The organism is Corynebacterium sp. HMSC036D03 (assembly GCF_001836185.1).
GTDB classification, from domain to species: Bacteria; Actinomycetota; Actinomycetes; order Mycobacteriales; family Mycobacteriaceae; genus Corynebacterium; species Corynebacterium simulans.
In genome coordinates this window covers 1-25,648 of record NZ_KV827769.1, presented here as the reverse complement: position 1 = coordinate 25,648, position 25,648 = coordinate 1, and the positions used below count along the sequence as shown (strand labels likewise).

The 25,648-nt window shown below is 57.4% G+C and carries 31 protein-coding genes and 2 tRNA genes; 18 read left to right on the top strand and 15 right to left on the bottom strand.

Features of this window, described 5'->3' with window-relative positions; translation table 11 throughout:
- Positions 1–5: 5 nt before the first annotated feature.
- The gene (locus HMPREF2692_RS12240; protein WP_062036240.1) at positions 6–1,034 is read left to right on the top strand and encodes a prephenate dehydrogenase; all 1,029 of its coding nucleotides are present in this window, start codon (positions 6–8) and stop codon (positions 1,032–1,034) included.
- Between the two features lie 60 nt (positions 1,035–1,094).
- Here HMPREF2692_RS12240 and HMPREF2692_RS12235 read toward each other — a convergent pair whose 3' ends face one another.
- Positions 1,095–1,286, bottom strand: coding sequence for a hypothetical protein (locus tag HMPREF2692_RS12235; RefSeq protein ID WP_235591329.1), 192 nt, complete (start codon positions 1,284–1,286; stop codon positions 1,095–1,097).
- A gap of 336 nt (positions 1,287–1,622) precedes the next feature.
- Here HMPREF2692_RS12235 and HMPREF2692_RS12230 point away from each other — a divergent pair, with 336 nt between their 5' ends.
- Both HMPREF2692_RS12230 and HMPREF2692_RS12225 read left to right on the top strand, forming a co-directional pair.
- Positions 1,623–2,429, top strand: coding sequence for a hypothetical protein (locus HMPREF2692_RS12230; protein WP_141761335.1), 807 nt, complete (start codon positions 1,623–1,625; stop codon positions 2,427–2,429).
- A gap of 200 nt (positions 2,430–2,629) precedes the next feature.
- Positions 2,630–2,896, top strand: a complete 267-nt coding sequence (locus HMPREF2692_RS12225) for a hypothetical protein (RefSeq protein WP_070433383.1) — start codon at positions 2,630–2,632, stop codon at positions 2,894–2,896.
- Positions 2,897–3,092: 196 nt separating this feature from the next.
- Here the strand turns inward: HMPREF2692_RS12225 and HMPREF2692_RS13215 are convergent, their stop codons facing one another.
- Positions 3,093–3,248: a hypothetical protein gene (locus tag HMPREF2692_RS13215; RefSeq protein ID WP_168162320.1), complete on the bottom strand. Its 156-nt coding sequence runs from the start codon at positions 3,246–3,248 to the stop codon at positions 3,093–3,095.
- A 253-nt stretch (positions 3,249–3,501) separates the two neighbouring features.
- Here HMPREF2692_RS13215 and HMPREF2692_RS12215 point away from each other — a divergent pair, with 253 nt between their 5' ends.
- From HMPREF2692_RS12215 to HMPREF2692_RS13505, 6 genes are all read left to right on the top strand, one after another.
- Positions 3,502–3,966, top strand: coding sequence for a hypothetical protein (locus tag HMPREF2692_RS12215; protein ID WP_070433381.1), 465 nt, complete (start codon positions 3,502–3,504; stop codon positions 3,964–3,966).
- Between the two features lie 14 nt (positions 3,967–3,980).
- Entirely contained in the window at positions 3,981–4,982 is a 1,002-nt protein-coding gene (rhuM, locus tag HMPREF2692_RS12210; RefSeq protein ID WP_070433380.1) for a RhuM family protein, read from the top strand.
- 38 nt (positions 4,983–5,020) lie between these two features.
- Positions 5,021–5,431, top strand: a complete 411-nt coding sequence (locus HMPREF2692_RS12205; RefSeq protein ID WP_070433379.1) for an ImmA/IrrE family metallo-endopeptidase — start codon at positions 5,021–5,023, stop codon at positions 5,429–5,431.
- Positions 5,432–5,459: 28 nt separating this feature from the next.
- Positions 5,460–6,044: a DUF4352 domain-containing protein gene (locus HMPREF2692_RS12200; RefSeq protein ID WP_070433378.1), complete on the top strand. Its 585-nt coding sequence runs from the start codon at positions 5,460–5,462 to the stop codon at positions 6,042–6,044.
- A gap of 166 nt (positions 6,045–6,210) precedes the next feature.
- Positions 6,211–7,179: a tyrosine-type recombinase/integrase gene (locus HMPREF2692_RS13050; protein WP_141761334.1), complete on the top strand. Its 969-nt coding sequence runs from the start codon at positions 6,211–6,213 to the stop codon at positions 7,177–7,179.
- Positions 7,180–7,222: 43 nt separating this feature from the next.
- Complete coding sequence (locus tag HMPREF2692_RS13505) at positions 7,223–7,456, top strand: hypothetical protein (protein ID WP_070433377.1); 234 nt, start codon at positions 7,223–7,225, stop codon at positions 7,454–7,456.
- 164 nt (positions 7,457–7,620) lie between these two features.
- Here the strand turns inward: HMPREF2692_RS13505 and HMPREF2692_RS12185 are convergent, their stop codons facing one another.
- From HMPREF2692_RS12185 to HMPREF2692_RS12155, 7 genes are all read right to left on the bottom strand, one after another.
- Complete coding sequence (locus HMPREF2692_RS12185; RefSeq protein ID WP_070433376.1) at positions 7,621–8,103, bottom strand: hypothetical protein; 483 nt, start codon at positions 8,101–8,103, stop codon at positions 7,621–7,623.
- A complete protein-coding gene (locus tag HMPREF2692_RS12180; protein WP_070433375.1) occupies positions 8,096–8,617 on the bottom strand; it encodes an ImmA/IrrE family metallo-endopeptidase in 522 nt (173 codons plus the stop codon). Before HMPREF2692_RS12180 ends, HMPREF2692_RS12185 begins: the two co-directional genes overlap by 8 nt.
- 259 nt (positions 8,618–8,876) lie before the next feature.
- Positions 8,877–8,949, bottom strand: a tRNA-Arg gene (locus HMPREF2692_RS12175).
- A gap of 148 nt (positions 8,950–9,097) precedes the next feature.
- The gene (locus HMPREF2692_RS12170; RefSeq protein ID WP_070433374.1) at positions 9,098–10,672 is read right to left on the bottom strand and encodes an SLC13 family permease; all 1,575 of its coding nucleotides are present in this window, start codon (positions 10,670–10,672) and stop codon (positions 9,098–9,100) included.
- A 111-nt stretch (positions 10,673–10,783) separates the two neighbouring features.
- On the bottom strand, positions 10,784–11,101 hold the full coding sequence (locus HMPREF2692_RS12165) for a DUF202 domain-containing protein (RefSeq protein ID WP_061920047.1): 318 nt from the start codon (positions 11,099–11,101) through the stop codon (positions 10,784–10,786).
- Complete coding sequence (locus HMPREF2692_RS12160; protein ID WP_062042705.1) at positions 11,102–11,479, bottom strand: YidH family protein; 378 nt, start codon at positions 11,477–11,479, stop codon at positions 11,102–11,104.
- A gap of 16 nt (positions 11,480–11,495) precedes the next feature.
- Positions 11,496–11,888, bottom strand: coding sequence for an MmcQ/YjbR family DNA-binding protein (locus HMPREF2692_RS12155; RefSeq protein ID WP_062042708.1), 393 nt, complete (start codon positions 11,886–11,888; stop codon positions 11,496–11,498).
- A 130-nt stretch (positions 11,889–12,018) separates the two neighbouring features.
- Here HMPREF2692_RS12155 and HMPREF2692_RS12150 point away from each other — a divergent pair, with 130 nt between their 5' ends.
- Genes HMPREF2692_RS12150 through HMPREF2692_RS12130 form a run of 5 tightly spaced genes read left to right on the top strand, consistent with a single transcriptional unit; the run spans position 12,019 to position 15,465 of the window.
- On the top strand, positions 12,019–12,630 hold the full coding sequence (locus HMPREF2692_RS12150; RefSeq protein WP_061920042.1) for a DUF4178 domain-containing protein: 612 nt from the start codon (positions 12,019–12,021) through the stop codon (positions 12,628–12,630).
- Between the two features lie 6 nt (positions 12,631–12,636).
- Positions 12,637–13,119, top strand: a complete 483-nt coding sequence (locus HMPREF2692_RS12145) for a DUF2617 family protein (protein WP_070823720.1) — start codon at positions 12,637–12,639, stop codon at positions 13,117–13,119.
- Positions 13,116–13,505, top strand: coding sequence for a DUF4247 domain-containing protein (locus HMPREF2692_RS12140; RefSeq protein WP_061920038.1), 390 nt, complete (start codon positions 13,116–13,118; stop codon positions 13,503–13,505). The genes HMPREF2692_RS12145 and HMPREF2692_RS12140 overlap by 4 nt, the downstream gene beginning before the upstream one ends.
- 14 nt (positions 13,506–13,519) lie before the next feature.
- Positions 13,520–13,918 (top strand): DUF350 domain-containing protein, encoded by a 399-nt coding sequence (locus tag HMPREF2692_RS12135; RefSeq protein WP_070823718.1) that lies wholly within the window; start codon positions 13,520–13,522, stop codon positions 13,916–13,918.
- Positions 13,906–15,465, top strand: coding sequence for a polyamine aminopropyltransferase (locus tag HMPREF2692_RS12130; protein ID WP_070823716.1), 1,560 nt, complete (start codon positions 13,906–13,908; stop codon positions 15,463–15,465). The genes HMPREF2692_RS12135 and HMPREF2692_RS12130 overlap by 13 nt, the downstream gene beginning before the upstream one ends.
- Before the next feature lie 5 nt (positions 15,466–15,470).
- On the opposite strand, the gene HMPREF2692_RS12125 is transcribed toward HMPREF2692_RS12130, so the two are convergent.
- Positions 15,471–16,169: a potassium channel family protein gene (locus tag HMPREF2692_RS12125; protein WP_210385669.1), complete on the bottom strand. Its 699-nt coding sequence runs from the start codon at positions 16,167–16,169 to the stop codon at positions 15,471–15,473.
- Entirely contained in the window at positions 16,162–17,463 is a 1,302-nt protein-coding gene (locus HMPREF2692_RS12120) for a TrkH family potassium uptake protein (protein WP_235590983.1), read from the bottom strand. The genes HMPREF2692_RS12125 and HMPREF2692_RS12120 overlap by 8 nt, the downstream gene beginning before the upstream one ends.
- Before the next feature lie 174 nt (positions 17,464–17,637).
- Here HMPREF2692_RS12120 and HMPREF2692_RS12115 point away from each other — a divergent pair, with 174 nt between their 5' ends.
- Together HMPREF2692_RS12115 and HMPREF2692_RS12110 are read left to right on the top strand one after the other, a co-directional pair.
- Positions 17,638–19,044 carry an NAD-dependent succinate-semialdehyde dehydrogenase gene (locus tag HMPREF2692_RS12115; protein WP_061920031.1) on the top strand — a complete coding sequence of 469 codons (1,407 nt, stop codon included), beginning with the start codon at positions 17,638–17,640 and terminating at the stop codon, positions 19,042–19,044.
- Between the two features lie 594 nt (positions 19,045–19,638).
- On the top strand, positions 19,639–20,370 hold the full coding sequence (locus tag HMPREF2692_RS12110; RefSeq protein ID WP_246816179.1) for a response regulator: 732 nt from the start codon (positions 19,639–19,641) through the stop codon (positions 20,368–20,370).
- Between the two features lie 49 nt (positions 20,371–20,419).
- Here the strand turns inward: HMPREF2692_RS12110 and HMPREF2692_RS12105 are convergent.
- Both HMPREF2692_RS12105 and HMPREF2692_RS12100 read right to left on the bottom strand, forming a co-directional pair.
- A tRNA-Ser gene (locus tag HMPREF2692_RS12105) sits at positions 20,420–20,511 on the bottom strand.
- An 89-nt stretch (positions 20,512–20,600) separates the two neighbouring features.
- The gene (locus HMPREF2692_RS12100; protein ID WP_070455672.1) at positions 20,601–21,731 is read right to left on the bottom strand and encodes a PucR family transcriptional regulator; all 1,131 of its coding nucleotides are present in this window, start codon (positions 21,729–21,731) and stop codon (positions 20,601–20,603) included.
- Positions 21,732–21,831: 100 nt separating this feature from the next.
- On the opposite strand from HMPREF2692_RS12100, the gene HMPREF2692_RS12095 reads away from it, so the two are divergent.
- Entirely contained in the window at positions 21,832–23,523 is a 1,692-nt protein-coding gene (locus tag HMPREF2692_RS12095; RefSeq protein WP_070497518.1) for an alpha-keto acid decarboxylase family protein, read from the top strand.
- A gap of 10 nt (positions 23,524–23,533) precedes the next feature.
- Positions 23,534–24,586 (top strand): histidinol-phosphate transaminase, encoded by a 1,053-nt coding sequence (hisC, locus tag HMPREF2692_RS12090; RefSeq protein WP_070497516.1) that lies wholly within the window; start codon positions 23,534–23,536, stop codon positions 24,584–24,586.
- Between the two features lie 102 nt (positions 24,587–24,688).
- On the opposite strand, the gene HMPREF2692_RS12085 is transcribed toward hisC, so the two are convergent.
- Entirely contained in the window at positions 24,689–25,078 is a 390-nt protein-coding gene (locus HMPREF2692_RS12085) for a hypothetical protein (RefSeq protein ID WP_062042731.1), read from the bottom strand.
- 95 nt (positions 25,079–25,173) lie between these two features.
- A complete protein-coding gene (locus HMPREF2692_RS12080; RefSeq protein WP_061920021.1) occupies positions 25,174–25,353 on the bottom strand; it encodes a hypothetical protein in 180 nt (59 codons plus the stop codon).
- Positions 25,354–25,648: the final 295 nt, after the last annotated feature.

The window sequence follows — 25,648 nt, the reverse complement described above, 5'->3', positions numbered from 1 at the left end:
TCACCGTGAGTTCTCAAGACGTTCAACGACCCGTATGCATCATCGGCCTAGGCCTTATTGGCGGTTCCCTGCTGCGCGATCTCGTGGCAAGCAAACACGCAGTATATGGCTATAATCACTCGACTTCCGGTGCCCGCAGCGCCATCAAAGCGGGCTATGACGTCACCGATGACCTGCAGGCAATTTTGACCCGCGCGGAGGCAGACAATGCACTAATCGTCATCGCTACCCCGATGAAAGCGGTCGCTTCGGTCTTGGACGAGATTCAACAGCACGCGCCGAGCTGTGGCATCACGGACGTAGTTTCCGTGAAGACTGAGGTGCGTGATCTCTTCTTGGAGCGCGGCATGGAATCGCGCTACGTGGGCGGCCACCCGATGGCCGGCACTCAAAACTCAGGCTGGGACCACTCGCAGACCAAGCTCTTTAAGCGTGCAGCATGGGCAATTACCTATGACTACGCCGCCGAGTGCGAGGCCCGCGGGGAGCGCATCCCGAAGAAGTGGATTGAGACCTTCTCCGATGTGGTGCGTATGACGCAGATGGTGCACGCCGAGGCCGTCCCCGTGCGCGTGGCAAATCACGATGCCGCGGTGGCGCGCATTTCTCACCTGCCGCACGTCTTCGCTGAAACCCTCGCTGTGGTGGGCGACAACGGCGGCATCCTCGCGCAATCACTGGCCTCGAGCTCTTTCAAGGACGGCACCCGCGTGGCCGGTACCACCCCGGAGCTGGTGCGGCAGATGTGCGAGACCAACGCACCCGCGCTTGTCGACGCCCTCGATGAAGCACTGCAGCTCCTGCAGGCCGCGCGCGACTCTCTCGCCGCTGAGCAGCCCTCTGTTGCTGAACTCGCGGAGAATGGCTTCCGCGCCCGCACCCGCATTGAGGCACGCTCCGGCGCCCGCAAGGAATCGGTCTCCCCGGTCAAGATTTCCTCGCGGCCGGTACTGCGCCTGCACCCGGGTGGCCCGAACTGGGTGGCGCAGCTGCGTCAGTCGGAGTCTTTGGGCGGGCGAATCGAGATTTTCTAGCCCCGTCTAGTCTTCTAGGCCTGTCTAGGCTTCCCGCCCTGTCTAGCCTTCCCGCCCCGTCTAGTCACGGAACGTATCGTCGCGCCGCTTGCGGGACTTCGATTCATCCCTGCTCACCGCAAGGATGGGAAGTCCCAGAAAGCCCAGTGCGAGCCCAATCGGGAAAAGCACCAGCATTCCCGAGGCAACCCACAGCACCACGCCGAGGATTGCGCCCGCTACCAAGCAGGGCACGAGTTTGTTGTTGTTCACGCTCACCTTTCTAGTTCCCGTAGCGAAGGCAAACTTTTTACTGGCCATGAAGCTAAGCACCTAAAAATGAGGTCTCGTAAAGCGGTTCCGGTCTCATCGTACGCCGCGGCCTCTCTCGCAGCAGCTTCCGCGCCCCGCAGGTCTTTCGCACGGCACCAGGTTCTCTGCACGGCCCCTGCGGCTGCAAATCGCAAATGGTGAGGTCGACCCGCAACGGAAGTGGCTGGTGTTAACGCCCGTGACTGGGCCGGTGCGGCACATCGCAGGCTTCCTTTTGTTTTGATGTTGATGTCAACGCCGCAGATACTGCTGCGTCGTCCCCATAGACTGGGGGCTATGGATAGAAATTTGCGGTTGCTCCTTGCCCGAGTAGAGCGAGCCTGCGTAATACGAAATGAAATGTGGCAAGTTGCCGCCGAACATATAAAGTCCAATCCGATCGAGCGCCGGATCGAACAGCACGGACAACAGCACACCGTTTATCTGCATGCACCCTGCCCATTCCCAGACAATCTCTCCGTGATGTTTGGTGAATGGCTGTATCTCTTGCGCTCGGCCCTCGACGGGCTGATGTACGAGCTCGTCGTTCACGACACCCAGCTCGATCCTCCGCGCAACGCTAGGCGCATCTACTACCCGATCAACGCCACTGCTGATAATTTCGCTCAAAAGGCCAATACCGAGGGCCTGCGGGAGAGGACGCGCCTTGCGATCGAAGCCACGCAGCCCTACCACTCGACGGGAGGGCACACCGGCAGCGCACTCTGGTGGATCCATGAGTTGGCACGCATCGACCGACATCGGCGCGGACATACCCTTACTTGGCGCATCGTTGACATGAACTTTTATTTTGCGTCCGACCTGGTCGACCGGCACAGCGTGCGAATATGCGACCAATTCTCGGCTATCGTCCGGGACGATAAGGAGCTGGAAATCGTCAGCTTCTGCGCCAAAGGTCTCACCAAATCCCAATCGAACGACGGCGTAGACATCCGTTGGAGAGTCGAGTTCGATGTACCCGATTGGCTGGACAAAATTCCCACTAGCTATGCCCAATGGGGCATGGACGATCGGATGGCGAACGCAGAGCTCGTTGTCGGTAAAACCATCGAGTATTTCGATGAATTCATCCAAGACTCCTGATCTCTCTTGTAGGTAGTCCGGACCAAGTTCTCTCGCCATAAATTCAGCACGTTGCTGAGAAGACATAGATGCAGCGTCGACGTATCTCATGTTTCCTCCTTTCGTTTTTCTTGCGTTTGCTCGGATATCCCCTGTCCCAGCAACAACGGTGTGGTTGACTCACATTCGGGGACGCTTCCCCGGAAAGCGAGGAGTTAGTAATGACAAAGAATGTTGGTTCTTCTAACTACGAATTCAGCTCTGAAGACGTCGAATGGCGACTACGTGAAGCTGGCCTTTCAACTACTCCCGAGTTAATGAGTGAGCTCGCTGATTTGGTCAATGCGTTACCTTCAGGTTCCGTCCCGATTGAAGAAGCGGTTGCGGAATATTCGAAGTTTTCGAAACAGGCAGTAGCTTCCATTGCCTCGAAAATGGCCGTCTTGGAAAGTCGCCTTATGAGACTTGAGAGAGGCAACGAGTTCTAATATTTCCTGCTTGGTAAAGCACTTGTTATCCGGCATATTCACGGTTACTCTCGGCGTCTCATCACCGGGAGTTTCCGCAAATGCTCCAGCGCCGGTGTCTTTCACTTTTGGTTCCACAGCGTTTCTCCTTTCTATGTTGTTGCCCGTGCCCTATCCCCTGGGACACGGGCGCTTTTCTTTCCGATGCCCGGCGCGCCTAGGCGGCTGTAGTCCGCAGCATTCGAGCGCGGTGCACTCGCACTTCTTCCTCGGTGACGTCGAAGGCGTCCTGAAATGAAACCGCGATCTTGGCTAGTACCGCCCCAATAAAGCGTGGGCTTGCCTCTGCTTTCATGTTGATCTGACGACTCACTGTTGACGGGTCAACTCCAAGAATTCTGGCGAAATTTGAGGCGCCTCCACATTCGCGGATCTGCGCTTCGAGCCACTCCTGGTTGACCCTTACTGTGTTTATGGTTTGCACTGTTCACCTCCTGAAATGTGCCACAACAATCTGGAGTTGTTTGTGCACACCTCAACCTACATTAATGAAAGTTTGTGCACAACCTCAAGTTGCAGTGTCACACCACTTGCATAATTGCGCGTGCGCAATTATGGTTACTCCTATGGAAGAAACACGCTGGTGGACGTACGTAGCGCATCTGATCGGTCCCGACTCTTTCAAGGACGCGGCAGAGAAAGCGCAATTCGACAAGTCTGCGTTTTCACGCTGGAAGAAGGGCGCCAAGGCTGACCCCGAGTTCGCAGTCAAGCTCGCCCGCGCCTACGGAGCTAATGTCCTCGAAGCCCTCGTTGAGTCAGGTCTTATCTCGCAGGAAGAAGCTGATCTCCGCGAGGTTCACATCGGCGGCGTGAAGCTCACAGATGCCTCCCCGCGACAGCTCGCGGAAGAATTCCTACGCCGAATGAATGATGCAGAAAGCCAACTGCTCGAAAGCAACGATGCTGCGCCCAGTGCATCGGTAAGCTCATTGCACGACCGGGACGAGCTCGTCGAGCGCATCAATGCCGGCCTGGAACCTGTGGCCGCTCAAGAGGCCACCGAGCCGCTCGAAGAAAACCATCCCTAACGGAAGGAGGCCCCATGTCGACCCGCGACCAAATAGCCCTGTACACCACCGAAGACGGCAAGGCTCAAGTGAGGCTTCAGCTCAAAGAGGGTACTGCGTGGCTCAACACGGCCCAGATGGCAAACCTCTTCGACGTTGGAGCTCCGGCAATCAACCATCACATACGCGAAATACTTCGCGACGGGGAATTAGACGAAACTAAATGTAAACAACTTTTACAACAGCCAGGTCAAGACAGGTCTACCAACCACTACAACCTAGAAATGATCCTCGCAGTCGGCTATCGCGTGCGCGGAACGCGAGGTATTCAATTTCGAAAGTGGGCAACCGACGTTCTGCGAGAGTACCTGGCCAAAGGGTTTGCACTTGATGACCAGCGACTCAAGAACGACGGGGTCGACACCCACTTCGATGAGCTGCTCGAACGGATCCGCGAAATTCGCGCCTCGGAGCGACAGTTCTTCCGCAAGATCTGCGACGTAATCGTTGAGACAAGCGCCGACTATCAAGAACGAAAGTCCTTTAAGGAAGTCAGTAATTTCTTTGCGACCCTGCAAAATCGACTGCACTACGCAATCCATGGCAGCACCGCCGCTGAGCTCATCTTCACTCGCGCAGACCGCGCAAAACCAAATGCGGGTCTCACAAACTGGCAAGGCGAGAAACCTCACCTTACAGACATGTACGTTGCCAAAAACTACCTTGACGATCCCGAACTTCGCCGCCTAAATCGACTCACAACAATGTACTTGGACTATGCCGAAGATCAGTCAGAAATGGGCAAGACTCTCCTGCTAAAAGACTGGGAGCAGAAAACCGCTGAATGGCTAGCGTTCAACGAGCGCAACGTACTTCAAGGCCTTGGGAAACGTACTAAGGAACAAGCCAAGACTAAGGCAAAAACAGAATGGAATGCCTACCTCGCACAGCTCGACCACGAAGTAAATGAACTCGATATGCGACAACTTGAGAACGAAGTCAAAACCCTTCAACGGCGAAACCGCCCACGCCCCTGATACATACCAATCTTCCCCTCCCCAGAAAGGAGTTCACCATGTCTCTTATTGAGGATCGTCTACATGCGCTGCTCGATGAGCAGGGCGTCGAGCTGGTAGAAACCGGCAGGCTCGACGCTCGATATAACGCATGTTTCCATGCCGGTTCACGCACGATCGTCGTGCGCGCAGGACTCGACCCCGTCACACGGGTATGCGCCATCGCGCATGAACTCGGGCACGTGGCTAACGGTGACACCTGTTCTTCACCTCGTGCTGAACGCCTCGCAGATGAATGGGCCGCACAACACCTGGTCGACGGCGACCGTATTGAAGACATCGCCACTGACTGCGGTGGAGCACCTTCTGCTATCGCCGCGGAGCTCGGAGTCACGCCACACCTACTAAACGTATGGATGCGACTATTCGACGCTGGGCGCGTCTCCACGTTTAGCTGCGCCATCTTTTAACTCTTCTCTTCTCACGAAAGGACACCCCATGACCTCGAACCGCCTCCTCATGGCCACCGCACTGCTAACCGCATCGCTACTTACTGCTTGCGGAACGACCGATTCCTATGAGCAAAGCCCCTCTGACTCCGGCGTAGAGCAGGAAAGCAGCACCGGAGAGCTCCACAAGATGGGCGAAGCAATCGACGCTCCTGGTGCAACTGTCACCCTGCAAAAGGTCACCGAGTCTGAATCTCTTGAGGTCTACGCTGACAACTACAAGCGCGGCACAATGCCGAACGAGACTCTTACCCCCGAGAACCAGGGCGCGAAGTACGTATCCGTTGAGACCACGGTGAAAAACACCAGCAAGAAATCGATGGACCTTACCTGTGGTTTCGGCTTACAGGCCACTCTCTTCAACAAAGACGAGCAGGCATACGACCCAATTGATTCGCTTTACCGCGTGCTGGATAATCCCGAATGCAATGAGAGCCTGAACCCTGGCTTTGAAAAGACAATGACCTGGGTCTACGAAGTCCCCGCCGACATGCAGCCCTACGCGTTCGGCGTCGCCGAACCAACTGAGCATTTCGGTGATTACACCTACTTCGACGCTTCGCAGGTGGGATAAATACACCCTCAAGCCTAAAAAATGCCTGGCCTAAAACCTGGACTCTAAAGGCAAAAATAAAGCCCCTTTCCCGACAAGTTTGGCGACACGACGGGAAAGAGGCCCGAGACAGGTGAACTCTTACGTGTTTTGTAAGTGCTCGCCCTGACAAGAAAGAAGTCTACCAATGGCTGTACGCGATCTCTGGTACAAGCACATAACTACCGTGGACGAAAAGACAGGCCGAAAGAAAACGGTCAAAGTCCCCACCAAGCGCCACGGCGTCGGCAAGCGCTGGATCGTCCAGTACCTCGACCTCGAAGGACACCGCACGTCCGAAACATTCGACGCATTCGAAGCCGCAGAAATCTTCGACGCTAAAGTCCGCGTAACCAAGTCCGACGGCACGCTCATATCCGCGGACAAGAAAGACGTCACGTTGGCAGAGCTTTGGGAGCCCTGGCTCGACTCAAAGGCCAATATCTCCGAAAAGTCCAGGAAAGACTACGTCTCATATTGGAACACCCATGTCCTACCTGTATGGGGCAACAGGAAAGTCAGCCAGATACAAGAGCACCAAGTAGTCGCATGGATTGCTAGCCTCACCTCCATGAAGGGCGTCAAAGAAGGCGACGCGCCCAAGCCCCTGGGAGGCTCGGCCAAGCGAAAAATCGCTGGCATGTTCAAATCCATGCTCACGCGCGCGGTCAAGATGAAGATCATTCACTCCAATCCGCTCGACGGCTCGCCGACACCTGCCATCCCAAAGGCAGAGCGCCGTTACCTGAAAATCCAAGAAGTCGACGCTCTGCTCTTCGCCGCCAAAAAGCCCGCGGTAAAAATGATGCTCGAAGTTCTTCTCAAGACAGGACTACGGCCTGGAGAAGCAAAGGGCCTCAAGGTTAAAGACCTTGACGTGGAACGCCGGCGCCTCATGATCCGCCGCGACGTCGACGACCTCGGGCACGTAGACGAGACAAAGACCCGCCAGCACCGCGACGTTCCAATCTCGCGACTCATGCTTCTCACCCTCGAAGAAGCAGCCGAAGGACGCGACCCCGAGGCCTGGCTGCTCCCAGACGAGTACGGTCACGTCTGGACTACGGCGCGGTGGCGGGTTATCTGGGAGAACCTTCCTCGTCGATGCAGGCATTGACACCACCCTCAAGACCTATGAGCTACGACATACCGCAGTCTCCATGGCGATTGCGGCTGGCGCCGACGTGTACGTCGTTCAACGGATGTGCGGCCACGCCTCAGCTTCCACCACACTGAAGCACTACGGGCACCTCTGGGACGAAGGCCTGGACGAAGCCGCCGAAGCCATCGAACGACACCTCGAATCTGAGCGAAAGCGCGTCGAGTCGGCTCAAGCCCGGCGCGCCCAGCGGGAGAAGGATGCCAAGGTTCGACATCTTCGTCTGGTTCAATGAGCTCAAGTTTCGACCATCGATCTGGGCTTAGCTTTTAATTAAGCTCGGACTCGCTCCCCAATACAGAGAAAGAGAGGAAAGCGCGACCTTCATGAGGTCAGCGATCCAGGGCTTTGTCCGGTTTGAGGCGGAGAAGGCGCACCAGATTGGGGAGCGGTTCAGGCTTACTCCTCCAGCGCCTTTTCTACTCCTGGTGGAACGGATCCAGTTTTTGGGAAAAGGTAGTTGGCCACGATTATCGAGAGACCGATTACTTCTACGACTACGGAAGCGAAGAACCCAATTAGGACAGAATCCCCCACGTCCCCGTCCCACACGACTCTTACCAGGGCGCCTGCGGCGACGAGCACCGGTATTCCGGTAATGAGCAGGACGAACTTAAAAAACTTTTCTCGTTGTTCATTGTCCATCTTGAGACGAGCAATTTCTGCTGCCCGGCGCTCGTTCATGTATTTCAACGCATCGTCTGCAGCCTTGGAGACGTCCCCGTCTCCGCGTTTCCCGACCTCAGCGCCTTCATGGGAGTCCGGTTCTACTTGTGAGCCCCTGGATGGATTGAAGTTCTCAAGTAGAGACTTTAGGTCGGCCGAAACCTCGCTATGGATAAAGAAAGGCTGCGATTCCGAATCGTCCTCGGAATTAGGCATCCATCAACTCCTCTGGAAGGTTCTTTTGGAGGCGGGCGATACGGCGATCTACCGCGGCGGGTGTTACTCCAAATTTTGCGGCCACTTCGTATTGCGAGCTCCGAGCCAATTCGGTCAGCAATGGAATTGCTGGCATCAATAGCTCTCCTGCGAACTCATCAGCAAAGAACTCATGCAGGCTGTAGTTGTTCCGATTGTCCCTGTAGTCCATGAAAGAGAATCGTTCATCGCCGGCCATCCGCTGGCGATCTACGAGATGTCCGATTTCATGGGCGAGGGTAAACCGCTGCCGTTCAGGAATGTCTCGCTTATTGATGACGATAGATGCAAAAGGCTCTTCGGGGCGCTTCACGATGAACCCCGCCTGGTCTTTGGGAAGCTTCTCATAAAAGACCTCTGCTCCGAGGAGCCCGGCTACACGTTCAAGATCCGACAGTCCGTGGCGGCTCAGGCGGTACGCAGACCTAATGGCCTTCGCTTGTTCCCTGGCGTCTTTCCAAACCAGACCAGCCATGTTCCGCACCTCCTTGCTTATGCTCCAATCTTAGCTATCTATTCGTGAATACGGCTAAAGGCTTGCTGAAATCCCCGACCCTAAACCCCAGCTCGCGTGTTTGCGCCTTGTTTGCAATCCGTTTGCAGGGCGTTTGCAGCGTGTTTGCACCCACCCTGGTTTACCTGGGGTTACTTGGGACTACTTTGGGGGCACGAAAACGCGAAAGAACCCGCTGGCCAATCGGTGTTTTAACCGTTTAACCAGCGGGTTTATGCTGTGCGCCCGGAGGGATTCGAACCCCCAACCTTCTGATCCGTAGTCAGATGCTCTATCCGTTGAGCTACGGGCGCTAACCGCTACTGCGTTTGATTGCTGTGCAATCTCTCGCTGCAACGTGGATTAACTATAGTGCCGTTCTTTAAAGGCGGCAAATCGCCAGGCCAACACACGTTTTTACGCGTTGTTAACCTGTCGATAACTGCACTTAAACACCAGCCTTTAAAGCACCAGCCCAAAGACCGGCACGGCCAGCAGGTAGACCGTGAGAGTAATCAGCACGCAGCCAATGAGGTTGAGGCCGACGCCGCCCTTGATCATGTCGCCAATCTTCACGTAACCCGATCCGTATGCGATGGCATTCGGCGGGGTTGCCACCGGCAGCATGAACGCGCAGGTTGCCGCGAGCGCCACCGGAATGGTCAGCAGCAGAATGTTGATCTCGCCGCCCTCGGTCAGGCCAATGCCCACGGCCACACCGCCCATGATGGGCAGGAAGGTCGCCGCCGTTGCCGTGTTGGAGGTAATTTCGGTCAGGAAAAGAACCAGCAGCGCAACTGCCGCGATGAGCAGCACCGTGGGCAGGCCGCCGAGTCCCTTAGCCATCTCGCCGATCCACAGAGATAGGCCCGAGTTGTTAAACATCGCGGACAGAGACAGGCCACCACCAAAAAGAAGCAGGACGTCCCACGGCATCTCATTCGCGGTCTTCCAGTCCAGCAGGCGAACGCCGGTCTTAGCGTCGGCCGGGATGATAAACAGCAGCAGGCCGGCAGCAATACCGACGATGGCATCGTCGTAGTTGGAGTCCTCGCCAACCAAGAAAGGAACGGCCACCCAGGCGATAGCTGCGCCTAGGAAGATTATGCCGGTGAGAATCTGCGGAGCAGTCCACGGACCAAGAGCTGCGATTTCCTTGTCGATGAGCTCCTTGCCGCCAGGAATACGGTCCATCTCCGGCTTGAAGATGGTCACCAACAACAGCCATGCGATAAACAGGAAGATAACCGCCAGCGGCATTCCCACGATCATCCACTTGCCAAAGCCGAGGACGATGTCGTGAGATTCCTTCATATATCCGGCCAACAGAGCATTCGGCGGAGTGCCGATGAGCGTGCCCAGGGAGCCGATAGACGCAGAATACGCAATGCCAAGCATCAGCGCCGTTGCAAACTTCTTCTGCTTGGCCATGCCGCCCACAGTGTCTGCGGTCAGCGCCAGCACGGAGGTACCGATAGGCAGCATGACTACCGCGGTCGCCGTATTTGAGACCCACATGGACAAAAAGCCGGTTGCCAGCATAAAGCCCAGCACAATGCGCTTTGGCGAAGTGCCAACCACCTTCACCACCGCCAGGGCCATGCGGCGGTGCAAGTTCCAACGCTGCAACGCGAGCGCAATGAGGAAGCCACCCATAAACAAGAAGATCGTCGCCGAAGCATAAGGCGAGCCGACTTCCTTAATGGTGCCCACGCCGGCCAGCGGGAAGATAACCAAAGGCAAAAGCGCCGTAGCTGCCAGCGGAATTGCTTCGGTCATCCACCACACGCCCATCAGGATGGTCACCGCCGCAACCGCGCGAATCGCGCCATAAGTATAGGTTTCCTCCGGGTCCGCGCCCGAGGATTGCAGCACGGTATCCACCGCATTCGACGGAAAAATAAACCACACCAGGGCGGCCAGCGCCAAGCCTAGGAACACGCCTATAAGCATGCGGCGCCATTCGCGCTTGTCGACGCCGTGATCTTCTTCGCCTTCTACGTGTGCTGTTGATTCATGTGTTTGCGGGGTCGTCATTCAGTTCTCCTTGCCAAACCTTCTAGCACGCGGGGATAAGCAAAATGTGAACCATGCAATACCCACGTTTGCGAACACCATACAACTTTGAACCAAAGAAAAAATCGGTTTTTAAACGCGGTTACCCCCACCAAGGCCCACCAGAGCCAGCACTGCCAGCAGCATCACGGCCACGGCTAGGCCCGCCAGCGCCGCGGCACCGGGGAGGGCGCCGCCGGTGTGAAGGGCGGCGTCGTAAAGCGCGTTACGGCGGCGCACCCGCCAACCCAGCCAGGCGCAGGCACCCGCGCCGCCCACGAAGGCGATGAGCTCCGCAATGGTCCACGGCAGCTCACTGCGCAAAACCACCAGAACCACCAGCACGAACGCCAAAAGGCTGCGCTGCCACGACAGCCGGGTGCGCTCCGGCTGCAGCCCTGGGTCATACATTTACGCCCCCGCGCCCACGAGCTGACCTACCAGGATCAGCACGCCGATAAGCAGCACCACCAACACGAGCAGAGGCATCGCGACATTCGGCGGCAGGGGCTTTTGCTCACGCATCGCGCTTTCCGACGCCGCCCAATGCGTCCACGCCACCGCCGGCAAGACGATGGCGACCACCAGCATGATCACGGAGATGATGAGGGTCAGCGTGCCGTGAATCGGGAGGTCGAAAGCCTGCAGTGCAACGCCGCCTGCGATGAAAGCGAGCGAGGTACGAATCCATGCCAAGAACGTGCGCTCGTTGGCCATGCTGAAACGCGGATCGGGCTCTGTGCCCTTTTCATAGACAAAGCGTGGGAACCGGCCATTAGATTTATCCATTGCGTCTTATACTTCCTTAACGCACTGCCTCTTGCCACCCGGCAGGGCGCTGCGCCTTAGGCAGCTTTTGCACCACCGCGGCATAGGATTCCTGGACGAGCTCCCGAACTAACTTGGGGTTTATTGAATCCCCGGGATACACGGTGTACCAGTGCCGCTTATTCATGTGATACGCAGGGCCGATGTCGGCATAACCAGCCTGCAAAGCGGTGACATCCTCCGGCGGAGCTTTGAGAATGATGGCTTTCTTTCCACCGAAGGGCTTATTCGCAGGCATGGTGGTGGCCAGCATGAACCACTTTCCGCGCACCCGCCAGGCTCGCCAGCCTTCGACGAAGGGATAGGACTCGGCGTCAATGAGTTCTGCTGCAGCATCGCTCGCAATAGAAATAAGCTCTTTTTCGTTCATACGCCGACCTAAAATCCATCGAATTGAAAACGACAATTCCCCAGCTTAATGCGTAGGACTATCGGACGTCCAAGGCGTGGGCTAAGGTGACTGCTACAGACCTAAGCTAAGCAAAAATAAAGGGCCAGTCATGAACAAGATTTTCTTTCTGCTCGCCGTGGTTTTGTTAATCGCGGCTATCTACATGTTCTTTAAATCGCGCCAAGCCAAGGCGGCTAGCACGCAGGAGACGGGCGATACCTTCTCCAAGGATTACTTCGCCGAGGCCAAAGGCCAAAACGAGTTCAATCCAGAAAATCTTGGTCCGGGTGCAATCATCCGTTACGGCGCCACCGACTACGTCGTCCGCGGCACCCTGACCCTAAATGAGGGCCCTTATTACTGGTACGAGTACCTGCTCGACGGTGGAGATAACTCCTCCTGGCTGGGAGTCGAGGTCGATGAAGGCCAGCTCAATCTCACCTGGTGGACCTCCCGCAAGGGCGCCGGCGTCACGCCAGATCGCGGCACCGTGGAATTCGAGGGAGTTACATATAGTGAGGACGAGCGTGGCCATGCGCGCTACACCTCCACCGGCACCACCGGCCTGCCAGAGTCCGGCGAGATGCGCTACGTAGATTATTCCGCGGGTGACAAGCTGCTGGGCTTTGAGGGCTGGGCCAACAATGACAGCTGGGAGGTATCCACCGGCCACACCATGCTGCCGGGTGAGTTCACCGTGTACCCAGCTCCAAAGGCATAGGCCGCAGTGGAGGTTCTAGATTGCCCCAGCGCGGACGTCAGTGCCGCTGACTTGGGGCTGCGCTTAAACGGCCCGCGCCCGCAGGCGTTAAGCACGACCATGCTTCACGGTTCCGACAGCCTGCAGCTTGAGCTGGATATCATCGGCGCTTCGCATACTGCCAGCGTTTATCGCGGCAAGACGCTACTCTTCCGCGAGGAGATCTCCTGCCACTGTGAGGGTCCGCTGCCGCAGACCTACGGTGAGATGACGGGCTACGAGCTGAAGACGGACGTCGCCAAGCATTGCGCGGATGGCTTCGCCGCAGAATTTCAACGGGTATCGGGCACGGATTGGCTCTCGGCGCAATTTCCCGGGCAGGGCGAATACCACGTCACCGCCCTCAAGGGCACCGCACTCGAAGACTGCGCAGGCTTCGAGTGGGAAACGGTGCATATGTACCCTGCAGAAGAAATAATCGTGAAGACTACAAGTAGGTGGATTCCATGAACTATGACAAAGGCTGGAAATGGTCACTGGTCTTCGCCGTACTATTCGCAGTAATTGGCGGTCTGACTTCACCCGGCGTTACTGGCGCTCCCATCAGGTCAGGCACCTGTCAGGCAAACAATGTTCAGGCAGAGGCCAACCGCCTTGCAGCAGAGCACAAGCCGAAGGCGCGCCAATTCGATCCCGCAACGGGCACAGAGTACCTGCGCTACCGCAAGCAGATTGTCAAGGTCGAGCCCACTGGCCCGCAGAACTGTTCAGTGCGCGTGGAAAATCTCGATCACTTCCACGACGGCACCTATATCTTCTTAGGTCCCGGTTTTAGTCCCTCCTCCCCTTCCCGTTCTTCCGGCGGCTCCTCCGGCTCTTCCGGCGGCGTGAAATAGAAAGGCTTTAGTTCATGCTCGATTCAATCCTGGCCACCTTTGCTTATTTCGGCGTTGCAGCAGTACTGCTACTTGCCGGCTTCGTAGTTCTGGATCTGCTCACTCCAGGCAAGCTTTACCGCGCTGTCTTCGTTGATCATCACGTCAACGCTGCGGTCATCGCTTCCGCCCAGCAGATTGCCCTGGGAGCGGTGCTGGTTACCGCCATCGTGCACTCTTTTGAACTGCTAGAAACCGCTGTCTACGGCCTAGTCGGCATCGTGCTGCAGGCACTAGCGTTGGTCATTTTGGAGGCGCTTATCCCCGGCCGTTTCCGGGATCTGGTGGAAGATACCAAGCCCCGCGCGGGCGCCTTTTGCGCGAGCGTCATCCTCATCGTTGTCGGCGCAATTAATGCCGCATGCCTGACCTAAACGCTTCCCCCGCCGCAGATTCGCTGGTCCGCTCGCGCGCCTGGCGGGTAGCTCTGCTTATCTCCGTCTGTATCTGCGCAGCTTCGGGCTTGGTCTACGAACTGGCCTTGCTGACGCTGTCCACGAGCCTCAACGGCGGCGGCATTGTAGAGACCTCGCTGATCGTGGCAGGTTACGTCGCATCCTTGGGCTTGGGCGCGTTGATGGCCAAGCCATTCTTGTCGTGGCCGGCGAGTTCTTTCCTCATCGTCGAAACTCTGCTCGGCCTGTGCGGCGGCGTGAGCGCCGTGGTGCTCTACATGGTCTTCGCGCTTGTGGGCCAGTCCACCCTCATTTTAGTCGTAGCGACGCTGCTCATTGGCATTTTGGTGGGTATGGAAGTGCCACTGCTTATGACGCTGATTCAGCGCGGACGTACCTCGAATGCTGAGGATTCCGGCTCGGTGGTGGCCAACCTCAACTTCGCGGATTACGTCGGCGGCCTGCTGGGCGGTTTGGCATGGCCATTTATCTTGCTGCCGTGGCTGGGCATGATTCGTGGCACCGCTGCGGCCGGCTTAGTCAACCTCATCGCCGCACTCGTGGTTGCGCTGCTTCTACTGCGCACGGTGCTCTCCGGCAAGCAGCTTCTAATGCATGTCCTCGCGCTGCTGGGCGCTATCGCCTTGCTGCTTACTCTCATCATCCGCAGCGAATCCATAGTGGTAACCGCCCGGCAATCGCTCTACGATGATCCTGTCATTTACGCCCATACCTCGGATTACCAGGACATCGTGGTGACCAAACGCGGCAAGGATTCGCGCCTCTATCTCAACGGCGGCCTGCAGTATTCCTCCCGCGACGAGTACCGCTACACCGAGTCCCTGGTCTATCCCGTACTGCCTGCCGAGCCAGGCGGGCGAGTGCTCGTCATCGGCGGCGGCGATGGTTTAGCCGCGCGCGAGCTGCTCAAGATGGACTTTAAAGTCACCCAGGTCGAGCTCGATCCCGAGGTGGTGAACGTGACCAACACGGTCCTGCGCGAGGACAACGGGGGCGCCATGGAAGATCCGCGCGTGCGGATCCTCAACGAGGACGCGTTTACCTGGTTGCGATCGGGTGGTGATCACACGCTTTACGACGCCGTCCTCATCGATCTACCCGACCCCGACTCCGCCGCCATGGCCCGCCTTTACTCGGAAGAGTTCTACTCCATGGCGCACAAGATGCTCGCTCCCGGCGGCAAGATGGTCGTGCAGGCAACCAGTGCCTTTAGTACTCCCGATGTGTTCTGGCGTATCGATTCCACACTGCGTTCCGCCGGCTGCCCCACCGTGCCTTATCACGTGCACGTGCCCACCTTTGGTGACTGGGGCTTTGTAGCCTGCGCGGAGGAAATCTCCGTGCCCAACTACGCTCCCCCGCTGCGCTACCTCGATGATGCGACTCTTGAGGCCGCGCAATCATTCGGCTTAGATAACCAGCCGCGCAACCTGCCGGCCTCCACGCTCGATCATCCTTATGTGGTCGATGACCTGCGCCGCGGATACCGCCAGGCAGGGGACTAAGAAGCCTAAGACCCAGCCTCGGAGAACTTCTCCAAGGCGATGGGGCTGCCAGCAATCACGATGAGATCCGTCGGGTTCAATTGCTGGCCTTTCTCAACAGGCATCCAGCAGCCATAGTTCTTGCGCACTGAGACCAGCTGCACGCGATGTTTTTCCCACGTTTTCTGCGGATCTAGTGGGGTTTGCACCAAGTGCGCGGGCGGGGTGAGCTTTGTAACGCCATAGTCCTCGGCGATTTCGGCGAAATCTTCGAACTTGCCGCCGAGCAAGTGCGCAATGCGGCGGCCAGTGTCGCGTTCTGGGCGGATGACGTGGTGTACGCCCAGCTGCAGCAGGATGCGTGCATGCGCGTCGGAGTCCGCCTTCGCCCAAATGTCCTTTACGCCGAGTTCCACCAGATTTGAGGCGGTCAAAATGGAGTCCTCAAGGTGCGAGCCGATGGCCAGCACCACGCGGTCCACCTCGTCGATGCCCAGCTGATGCAAGACCTCGGCGTCGGTTGTATCAGCTTGTACTACCTCGGTGAGAACCGGCGAATAATCGCGCACGAACTTCTCGCAATTGTCGATGCCAAGCACCTCAACGCCATGATCCATAAGTTCACGTGCCAGGGAAAAACCGAAGCGCCCCAAGCCGATAACCACCACTGCGGGGATGTCGATGGATTGATTTTCGCGGCGCAGCGCGCCGAAGATGTTAGCCAATGAACGGCCTTTCTACTGGGTAGCGATAGTGACGAGTTACCGTGCGCGCGGCCAAAGCGGCCACCAACGTGGTCGGCCCGACGCGGCCAAGATACATGATGAAGCACAAAATAATCTGGGAAGGCGCGGTCAGGCTGGCCGTAATTCCTGTGGACAGACCAACGGTAGCGAAAGCCGAGAGCACCTCGAAGGTGATCTGGTCGGTGGAGAATTGCGGGTTCAAAACCACCAGGCTTCCAACTCCGAACATCACCACTGCCGCACCGGCCACAGTCAGGGCGAGCGCCTGGCGCGTAATCGAATACGGCAAACGGCGCTTACCGATGGTGGTGTCCTCACGGCCCAGGAACTCCGCCGCCATCGCCGCAACGAGCACGCAGGTGGTGGTCACCTTCACGCCGCCGGCCGTACCGGCGGATCCGCCGCCGATGAACATCAAGATGTCCGAGGCCATCAAGGTAATGGAATGCACATGCCCGTAGTCGATGGCATTAAAGCCCGCGGTACGCGGCGAAGCACTCATGAAGAAGCTATTGAGCAGCTTGGTGCCAAACGGCATGTCCGCCAGCACGCCGGACCACTCGGCCACCAAGAAAAACGTCATGCCGCCGAAGAGCAAAATGGCAGTTCCCACCAGCGTCATCCGCGCGGTAATGGACATGTGGTGCACGCGCGGCGCACGCCCTCGCAGGGCGAGCTTGATCCGGCCGCGGATACGGCGCACTATCTCCGCCAACATGGGATAGCCCAAGCCACCCACGATGAGCGCAAAGGCCACCGGCAGCAGAATCCACGCATCGGTATTAAAACCAATCATATTGTCCGAGTAAGTACTAAAACCCGCGTTGTTAAATGCCGAAATCGCGTGGAAGACACCCTCCCACATCGCGCGCAGTACTGGGACGCCATGTGCGAAATGCAGGCGTAGGGCCAAGAGGACAGCAACTGCAGCCTCGCAAACGAGGGTGACGAGAAAGGTAAGCAAGAGGGTACGGCGAATGCCGCCGGCTACGGGGCGGCCCTCGGCGGCCGTCGAGCGCCGCGCCTTCAAGCTGATGCGTCCGGTTAAAAGCATGCCGGACAAGGAAGCAAGCGACATGATTCCCAAGCCGCCGAGCTGGATGAGGGTGATAATTACCACTTGGCCGAAGGGAGTCCAGTACGTGCCGGTATCTTCAACGATAAGACCGGTCAGAGAGACAGCGGAAGTCGCTGTGAAGAAAGCGTGCAAGGGAGGCGTCCACTGCGATCCTTCGGTAGAAAAAGGCAGCATCAGCAGGAATGCCCCCAGCATGATGAGCAGAAAAAAGCCCAAAGCTGTCACGCGTGCAGGGCCAAAGATGCGGCTTCGGTTCTGCAAAGATCTTCGTTTCACAAATAGGGATAATAGACCTGTTAGGGCGATTTACCATTTTATAAGTGAGTCATTTTTCTTGAAGGCTCGGCACATCGCGGGTACACAGGGGACATGAGTACTTTTGCACTTGAGAACCCAAACACTGGCGTCTCCGAGGAGACCTTCGACCGCATCAATGACTCTGACCGTGACGCGATCCTGGACCGCTCCACGGAAGCCTTCAAGAGCTGGTCCCGCACCTCAATCGAGGAGCGTGCAGCCATCCTCTTCCGCACTGCAGATCTCTATGAAGAAAATGCAGACAAGCTAGCCGAGCACATCGGCCGTGAGATGGGTAAGCTCACGCGCTGGGCAAAGGGCGAGATTCAAATCGTCGCTGACATCTACCGCTGGTACGCCGAGCACGCTCACGAGCTGCTCGCGCCCGAGTACTTGGCGGCCCAGGGCGCGCAAAAGACTGTTGTTCAAAAGGAGCCGCTCGGCCCGCTGCTGGGCGTTATGCCATGGAACTTCCCGTACTACCAGGTTGCCCGCTTCGCGGCGCCGAACCTTTTGCTGGGTAACACCATCGTGCTCAAGCACGCTTCCATCTGCCCGCTGTCTTCCCAGGCCTGCCAGGATCTCCTGGAAGAGGCAGGTCTGCCGAAGGACGCTTTCATCAACATCTACGCTTCCGGCTCCCAGATGGATGCCTTCGTGGCGGACAAGCGCATCAAGGGCGTTTCCCTCACCGGCTCTGAAGCAGCCGGCGCTGCGGTGGCAAAGACCGCGGGTGAGAACTACAAGAAGTCCGTGCTGGAGCTCGGCGGCAACGACCCATTCATCATCATCGATGACAAGAAGCTCGAGTGGACCCTCGATCAGTTCGTACCTATCCGCATGTACAACACCGGTCAGGCCTGCAACGCCCCAAAGCGCCTGATTGTGTTGGAGGATTTCTACGATCGCACCCTCGATTACCTGGTGGAGAAGATCGGCAACCTCAAGGTCGGCCCATACGACGACGAGAATGCCGACATCGGCCCACTGTCCTCCATCGGTGCCCGCGACGAAATCATCGAGCGCCTCGACAAGGCTGTTGCCGATGGCACCGCCACCGTCCGTGTGGGTGGCAAGAAGGTAGACCGCGACGGCGCCTACATGGAGCCAACGCTGCTTAGCGACGTCGATTCTTCCGCCGAGATCGCCTGCAACGAGATCTTCGGCCCAGTCGCAGTCATCTACAAGGCAAAGGACATCGACGAGGCCATCGCGATTGCCAACAACTCTGACTATGGCCTCTCCAGTTCCGTGTGGGGTTCCGACCTCGACAAGGCCTTCGAAGTGGCGCAGCAGCTTAACGACGGCATGACCTTCGTCAACGAAGCTTCCGTCACCGCTGCCGGCCTCCCGTTCGGCGGCATTAACCGCTCCGGCTACGGCCGCGAGCTCGAGCGCTGGGGCGTGGGCGAGTTCGTCAACGAGCACCTCTACCGCGTCAGCGGCCAGGACGACGCGGGTCTCTCCCCGGCGATGTAAGTGCGCGAGCCCGCTCTTCCGGAGCCGCACCCCCGTCCTGCCAGCTCATCACTGGTGGGGCGGGGTTCGCCTTTTACTGCGGCCACAAATGGTGAGGTCACCACCTAGCGGCAACCACGGTGCAGCACAAGGACGCCCCTAAGACCGATAAAGAGTCCAAGCGCAGCATCCCACGCAAAACATGCAAACGCTCCCGGAGGCCGTGCGATTGAACTAGCCTGCGGGAGCGTTTGAAGGTTTTAGAAGCTTTTACTTCTGCAGACCTTCAGCGATTGCCTCGAAGATGCCGCCGAGGATTTCGAGAACGGTGGATGCGATTTCCATGATGGAGTCCTAACTGTAAAAGGGTCATTAACAAGTGGAACTGGGCTTTGCCTGAATCCACCTAGGACCATACTTCCGCTACCGTAAGTAAGCTACCCCTAACCGCGCTTGAACCACCGGAAATGGCCCAAATTTAGCTTTATATTCAGGCGAAATATACTTTAGTATCCTCCTTCGCGCGTGCCCAATGCGCGAGGTTTTAATTGAGCTCAATGATGGTACAAATAAAGTGTGCATAAATAAGAGTTTTAACTATGAAAGTAGATACCTATGGCTATTTTCCAAGTCGGTGATCCAGCATCGATGAGCACCGCTGACACTGATAGCCGCATTGCGACGTTGATCGTTGATGACGATCCCCTCGTACGCTCGTCGCTGAAGACCTACTTCTCATGCACTGCCGACATTCACGTCGTCGCCGAGGCCAGCACCGGCGTCGAAGCCCTTTCGCTTCTCGACCAAATCGACATCGATGTCATCATCGCCGATATTCACATGCCCGAGATGGACGGAATAACGCTCTTGCGCGAGGCCAAGAAGCGGCCCACCCCACCGGCATTCGTAGCAATCACCGCTTTAGACACTGACAAAACAATGATCGAGGTCTTAACCAACGGAGGGGCCGGCTACGTTGTAAAAAGCAGCAAGCCGGCCACAATGTATGCCGCTGTGCGCGAGGCGGTAAACGGTGGCACAGCCGTATCGCCGCACGCGCTAACCCGCCTGGTTGACTACCTTCCCCAATCCGATTCCCATGCAGAGGGCGATAACGACAAAGAATCCAGCGTTATCGAGTTCAATGAGAAGTACGCCTTACTCACCGATACTGAGAAGCAAATCTTGAGCTACATCTGCGAAGGGCGCTCAAACGCAGAGATTGCCAAGTCGATGCACTACGCACAATCGACCGTTAAGAAGCAGGTTTCCCATCTCATGTCCGTCTTCGCGGTGAGCTCCAGGCTCAGCTTGGCAATAACCGCACTGCCCCACATCGGGGTCTAAGTAAAAAGTCTCGAGACAGCGGGCAAACGATGTCTCGAGACTTCTCAAGTGGCGGAGACGAGAGGATTTGAACCTCCGGACCTGCGCAAGCAAGTCAACTCCTTAGCAGGGAGCCCCATTCGGCCGCTCTGGCACGTCTCCAGCGATTCGCAATGAATCTTCGCTTACTCTACCCGAGCCCCTCCACGCGTGCCAAACAGCCCCCTCACTACCGTCTAACTGCTTAGGTTTTAGCGGCGATTAAGCGCCGCATGCAGCTTCAATGCCACATACAAAGCGGCACAGCGCCAGCCATCTTCGAGGGCAGCCGTGCCCAGGATCTCACGGACTCGGTCTAGGCGATAATGCAAAGTAGCACGGTGAATATACAGCGCGGCGGCTGTGTCATTGACGTTGCGGGAATGCTCGAAATAACAAAGCAGACTTTCCCAGTAGCTTTTGCGCTCGGCGTCTAAAAGCAGTGCGGCATCGGGGCTCAGCGCACGCACGGTAGCCGGACTCAGATCCCATCCCAACAGCGCGCGCCAGGCGCCAGCCGCAGCCCAGTCCATCGCAGGTTGCCCGGTTAGCCGCGCAACGTCGGCCATGAAACGAGCCCGACGCGCAGTGGGCGCACTGCCCCGCGCACCAATTTGCGTCCCCGCCGTGAGGGCCGCGGAAGCAACCTCCTCAATCAGCGTTTTCGTGTCTTGCTCGTCGCGCGGGGATTCCACAATGATGAGCGAATCATGCAAGTCCAGGGCCAGAAACGGACGCCGCCGCAGCGGACGGGCGAGCTCCATCGTCAGCTGGACTAAATCACCGTCTACGTCGATACGGTGAATGAGCACTTCCCCATCACGCGGCAAAAGGTCGCGCTCGCGGGCTATAGCCAGCGCACTTTCATCCCCCGCAACGATGTCACGGGTTAAGTCACCAAGCTGCTGCGCACGAGTGGCCAGGTAAGCATCGCGCTCGTCTACCAACTTGGTCAGCGTGCTCAGTTGCGGGGAAACGGAGGCAAGAGCGGCGTCGGAAAGCGCGTGCTCATCAATGATCCACACGTGCCCTACCAGGTCAGGGCCGTGGCGCAAAGGAATAACCACGCGCGGGAGCATGTCATATTCCGCATTCGCCGGCAGGCGCACCGGGGCAGAAGATTCCTGAATGCCATAACTGAGCATCCACGGGATCGGCTCCGGCGGCGGGGTGCGCTCCAGAATCGAGGCCACGCGGTGACTATCCACGGCGCCCAACTGCGCGCTTGCTGCAATCACGTTGATAGAGGGAGTGGTTACCTCCACCGAACATTGCAACTGCCGCGCGATGTCATCGGCTAACTCTTGAATCCGTGCCAGGTTCGGCGCCGTCAGTTTCGACATATGTCAAAGATAGTTCTCTATTTTGACTAATGACAACAAAAATGTGACCTACGATAATCGGATAAGCACGTTTTATCGCTAACAAAAGAAAGGACTCGCAATGCAGACTACTGTCGGCGAATTTATCCTTGATCGCTTGAAGGCCATCGGCATCACCGAAATCATCGGTGTCCCAGGTGATTTCAATTTGAGCTTCCTCGAGCAGATCGACGAAGACAAGGACATCCGTTTCGTCGGCGCCTGCAATGAGCTGAACGCGGCCTATGCCGCTGATGGCTACGCCCGCCAGCGCGGCGTCGGCTGTCTGCTCACCACCTACGGCGTGGGCGAGCTTTCTGCGCTCAACGGCATCGCGGGTGCTCGCGCGGAGCACGTTCCGATGGTCTCCATCGCTGGCGCACCGCCGCAGTACGCCACCGAGTTCGGTTGGAACCTGCACCACTCGCTTGCCGACGGCGACTTTGCCAACATGCTCGACGCCATCGCACCGTTTACCGAGGTAGCCACCCGCGTTTCCCCGATGAACGTGGTCGAGGAATTCGACCGCGCCCTGCACACCTGCCTGCGCGAGAAGCGCCCGGTGCACATCCAGATCCCTTCCGATATCACGCACCTGACCATCGAGGTCCCGGATACCCCGTTCAGCACCGAGCTGGCTACCTCCGACCAGGAGCGTCTCAACGCCGCCGCCGATCGCGTGATCGAGGCGCTGGCTGCGGCCAAGGATCCCATCTTCCTGATCGACCAAGACACCGATCGCCACGGTTTTACCGAGAAGTTCCGCGCCATCATCGACAAGGCCCAGCTGCCGTACTCCCAGCTTTCTTCCGGCAAGGCCATCCTGTCCGAGCGCGACCCGCTGTTCATCGGCACCTACAACGGCGCCGCTTCCGCCCCGGGCGTGCAGGAGCGCATCGAAAACTCCGACTTCCTGGTCACCACCAACCCACGCTTCATCGAGGTCAACTCCGGTTCCTTCACCCACAATCTGGATAAGGCGCACGTGTTCAACTTCGGCGATCAGCACCTCAACGCTGACGGCGAGTACTTCGTGGGCATCAATACGCTTGAGCTTCTCGACGTCCTCGTCGAGCGCATCCCAGCCAAGGAAGCCGCCGCGGGCGAGAAGTTTGAGCTGCCGGCCTTCGAGCCAGACGAGTCAGCGCCGCTGACCCAGGAGCGCATCTGGAACCAGATGGTTCACTTCCTCAAGGAAGACGACGTGGTCATCGCCGAGGCTGGTACTTCCAACATCGGCCTGGGCCCGCTGCGTATGCCGGAGGGCGTGCAGTACATCAACTCCACCATCTGGGGCTCCATCGGCTTTACCCTGCCTGCCGTGCTCGGCTCCCAACTGGCTAACCCGGAGCGCCGCCACGTGCTCTTCATTGGCGATGGTTCCTTCCAGCTGACCGCTCAGGAGCTTTCTACCATCCTGCGCCAGGAGCTCAAGCCAATCATCGTTCTGGTCAACAACGATGGCTACACCATTGAGCGCTACATCCTGGGCATGGAGCAGGAGTACAACGCCATCCAGAACTGGAGCTACAACGAGCTGCCGAAGGTCTTCAAGGCAGATACCACCATGGAGTCCTACGCAGCGAAGACCGAGGGCGAGCTGGCTAAGGCGCTCGCGGACATTTCTGAGCACCCGGAGCGCGGCGCCTTCCTTGAGGTCCAGCTCGACGCTTTTGATGCACCGAAGGGACTGCAGGCATTCGGCCCGCTCACGGCGGAGTTTGACTACGGCCCTCGCGGTCCGCGCAACCCGGAAACCTCTTCCCAGGGCTAAGGTGGTTGCCATGATTCGATCCGATCTTTCCTCCCTGCCCGTCTATGTTCCCGGTGCCCGCAATGAGACTGCTTTAAAGCTGTCTTCCAATGAGGCCACCCAGCCTCCGCTTCCGGAGGCGCTCAAGGCCATGGAGGCCGCGGCTGGCGACGCCAATCGTTACCCAGACATGGGCGTCGTCGAGCTGCGCACTGCACTCGCAGAGCACCTTGGTATGACCCTCGATGAGGTGGCCGTGGGAACGGGTTCTTCTGCCATCTGCCAGCAGCTGGTACAAATCACCTGCCAGCCTGGCGATGAAGTGGTTTTCCCGTGGCGTTCCTTCGAGGCCTATCCAATCTTCGCCCACGTGGTTGGCGCGACGCCGGTTCCGGTCCCACTGAATGAGGAGCACCGCGTGGACTTGCCAGCGATGGCCAAGACCGTGACGGAAAAGACCAAGGTTATCTTCGTGTGCAATCCGAATAACCCCACCGGTTCGATCATCACCCGCGCGGAATTCGACGAGTTCCTGGCGGTCGTACCGGATGACATCATCGTGGCATTGGACGAGGCTTACATCGAGTACAACCGCAACGACTCCCTGCCGCTGGCCACCGAGTACGTCAAGACGCACCGCAACGTCGTGGGCCTGCGCACTTTCTCCAAGGCCTACGGCCTAGCCGGCGTGCGCGTGGGCTATGCCTTCGGCGACAAAGAGATCATTGAGGCGTTGAACAAGGTAGCCATCCCGTTCTCCGTGAACACGGTGGCTCAGGTCGGCGCCCTGCACTCTCTGGCGGCACAGGACTCCCTGCGTGAGCGCACCGATGAGACCGTCCGCCAACGCGAGCGCGTCACTGAGCACTTTGCTAAGTTCGGCGTTCCTGCTTCCGAGGCCAACCACATCTGGTTCCCGGCAGCAAACATCACCGAGCTGGGCACCCCACAAGAAGTCGCTGCCAAGCTCGCCGCAAACGGCGTGCTGGTTCGCGCCTTCGACGAAGGTGTGCGCATCTCCATCACCACCGCCGAGGAGACCGATGTACTCCTCAAGGCGTGGGAGGCTGCTTTCGGCGCCTAAAACGACAACGCGGGTAAAAGATCACCAAAAAGGGGTTGCTACCAAGGCGGCAACCCCCTTTTTTTAGAATAAGCATCATGTTGCTGCGTGCGTTGTTGACGCCTATTCCTCGTCGTATTCGTAAGGCATCTTGTGCTTATCCGGATGCGGAACAACCATAAGCGCCATCAGTAGGCCAGCTCGGTCTTTTTCAAGGATGAATCGGCTCAATGCTGCTGCGTCCACGTCCCGAGGCAGTGGATTGCCACCAAAATTTGTTCCAATTTCACTTGATGAAGGGCTTGCAGCGTCATATATAACAAGGTCATCAAAGCTCATGACTTTTTCAATGACATCCTGAAGCTGCTCACTAGTCAATGCGTCGTCATCGTAGCCGGTATCTTGGACGACGTAGACGAGATTGACCCAATCATCATCGGCTTTAAACCAATCAATGACAGCGTCGTAGACTTCATCGGCAGTGAGAATCTTGCGCGGTTTATCGGGCAACATGGACTTTATAATTTTCGGCTCCCGAAGACACTTCAAACGGGACTCATTGATGAATGAAACACGTAAACTTAGCGTTCTTCATTTCACTATCTGTGCTAAGCGTGTTTTTCCCCTTCGCTTCTCTTTTTCACAGGTATAGCAACCGAAAGAGCGATGCCTAGCAAGGCTATGGGAACCCCAAGATTGGTAAGCTTATTTTCCCAATATAGGCCCGCTACGCACAACAAAACCCCTGCAATGAGAACGACAAGGGTAAAAACTTTAAGCAATTTCATTTCCGCATCGTCCTTACAATTTTCGTCATCAACTGAACTTAAGAATCGCCCTTTAGACTAACAATTCTTTTCCCACCAATGAGTCCTGTTTCTAAATCGGATACTTTCGTATACTCTTCTCGGATTTTGTGGTTTGACTAGATCATGTAGGTGAAAATGGGCGTGTTCCATTAGCCAGCATTGTGGAACTCGTCTATCAACCAGAAAGGTTCACTTCCATGAAATCTTTGCGCAATCCAGGAGTCCTCTTGTCGACTGTGAGAGAGTGTCTGATGGTTTGTGTGTGGGAATCCAT